Here is a 1383-nt window from a genome sequence, read left to right on the forward strand (position 1 = left end):
AAAATAAATGGCCATTGACATGCGGCTTCGCCTTCACTACAAAGCCGCGCGTGCTGCGGGCGTTAATTGCCAAGGAGAGGTATGGCTATCAGCTTTCAGGTGAATCACCCTATCACCACGGACCAGTTCATCGGTTTGTTGGAGAGCTCTACCCTTGGGGAGCGTCGGCCAATTCACGATCGAGACTGTATGGAAGGGATGATTTCCAACTCCAATCTCGTCGTAAGCGCGTGGGATGATGACTTGTTGGTCGGCATCGCTCGCAGCGTCACGGATTTTCACTATGCCTGCTACCTGTCAGATTTGGCAGTTCATCAGAACTATCAAAGATCAGGAATAGGCAAACGATTACAGTCACTGACCCAGAAGCAACTGGGGCCGCTCTGCAAATTGATACTCATCGCAGCACCGGCAGCCAATTCGTACTATGGTCAGCTTGGCTACACGCACAATGATCGCTGCTGGGTTCTGGATGCGGGGGTGACCATTGGCAATTAACAAGGCCAGGCACGCGACGTCTACTGCATTGCGGCTTCGCCTCCATTCCGCAGCCGCGCATGCTGGCTGGCGTTAGGCGCTACTGCTCACCTTTATATTTGGGCTTCGCATGAGACATTCTGAAAGACATAGAACCGATCGGATCGGCTGGCTTCGTGCTGCGGTTCTTGGTGCAAACGACGGAATTGTGTCTACTGCGAGCCTGGTCCTGGGTGTGGCGGCGGCAGGGGCGGACTCTAAGGCTGTTTTGATTGCAGGCATTGCTGGTCTCGTCGCTGGCGCTATGTCGATGGCAGCGGGGGAGTATGTGTCAGTCAGCTCTCAAGCCGACACTGAGGAGGCCGACCTTGCCAGAGAGAGAACGGAGCTGGCTGATGCGCCTGAACAAGAGCATGCTGAGCTTGCCGAGATCTACGTTAAGCGCGGTTTAGACCGGGCGCTAGCAGACGCAGTAGCAAGTCAACTAATGAAGCAGGATGCGCTGGGAGCCCATGCCCGTGATGAACTTGGCATTTCAGAAGTATCCACGGCACGTCCAATTCTGGCTGCGCTTGCGTCAGCAGGTACATTCTCGGTAGGAGCGGCCCTTCCTTTATGCGTCGTCTTTCTGCTTCCGGCGTCGCTACTTATATGGGGCGTCCCCGGTAGTTCACTGCTTTTCCTTGCCTTGCTAGGCTCATTAGCAGCGAAGGTCGGCGGCGCTCCTGTTCTTAAGGCTGCCTCTCGGGTTACGTTTTGGGGGGCCTTGGCTATGGCTTTGACGGCTGGGGTCGGTGCGCTCTTTGGGGTGGCCGTATGATGTGCTGGCGTTGCGTTCTCTCGCCTAACCAAGCGCTGCTGTCGGACAAATTTTCCGCTGCGCTCCAAATTTGCCGCAGAGCGCGG

The 1383-nt window shown here is 55.9% G+C and carries 2 protein-coding genes; both read left to right on the forward strand.

Going from position 1 to position 1383, the window contains the following annotated elements:
- Positions 1 to 81: 81 nt before the first annotated feature.
- On the forward strand, positions 82 to 498 hold the full coding sequence (locus Q669_RS15400) for a GNAT family N-acetyltransferase (protein WP_022992962.1): 417 nt from the start codon (positions 82 to 84) through the stop codon (positions 496 to 498).
- A 109-nt stretch (positions 499 to 607) separates the two neighbouring features.
- Positions 608 to 1297, forward strand: a complete 690-nt coding sequence (locus tag Q669_RS15405) for a VIT family protein (protein ID WP_036149876.1) — start codon at positions 608 to 610, stop codon at positions 1295 to 1297.
- The last annotated feature ends 86 nt before the right edge of the window (positions 1298 to 1383 follow it).

It is taken from the genome of Marinobacter sp. C1S70 (genome assembly GCF_000475355.1).
GTDB lineage: Bacteria > Pseudomonadota > Gammaproteobacteria > Pseudomonadales > Oleiphilaceae > Marinobacter > Marinobacter nauticus.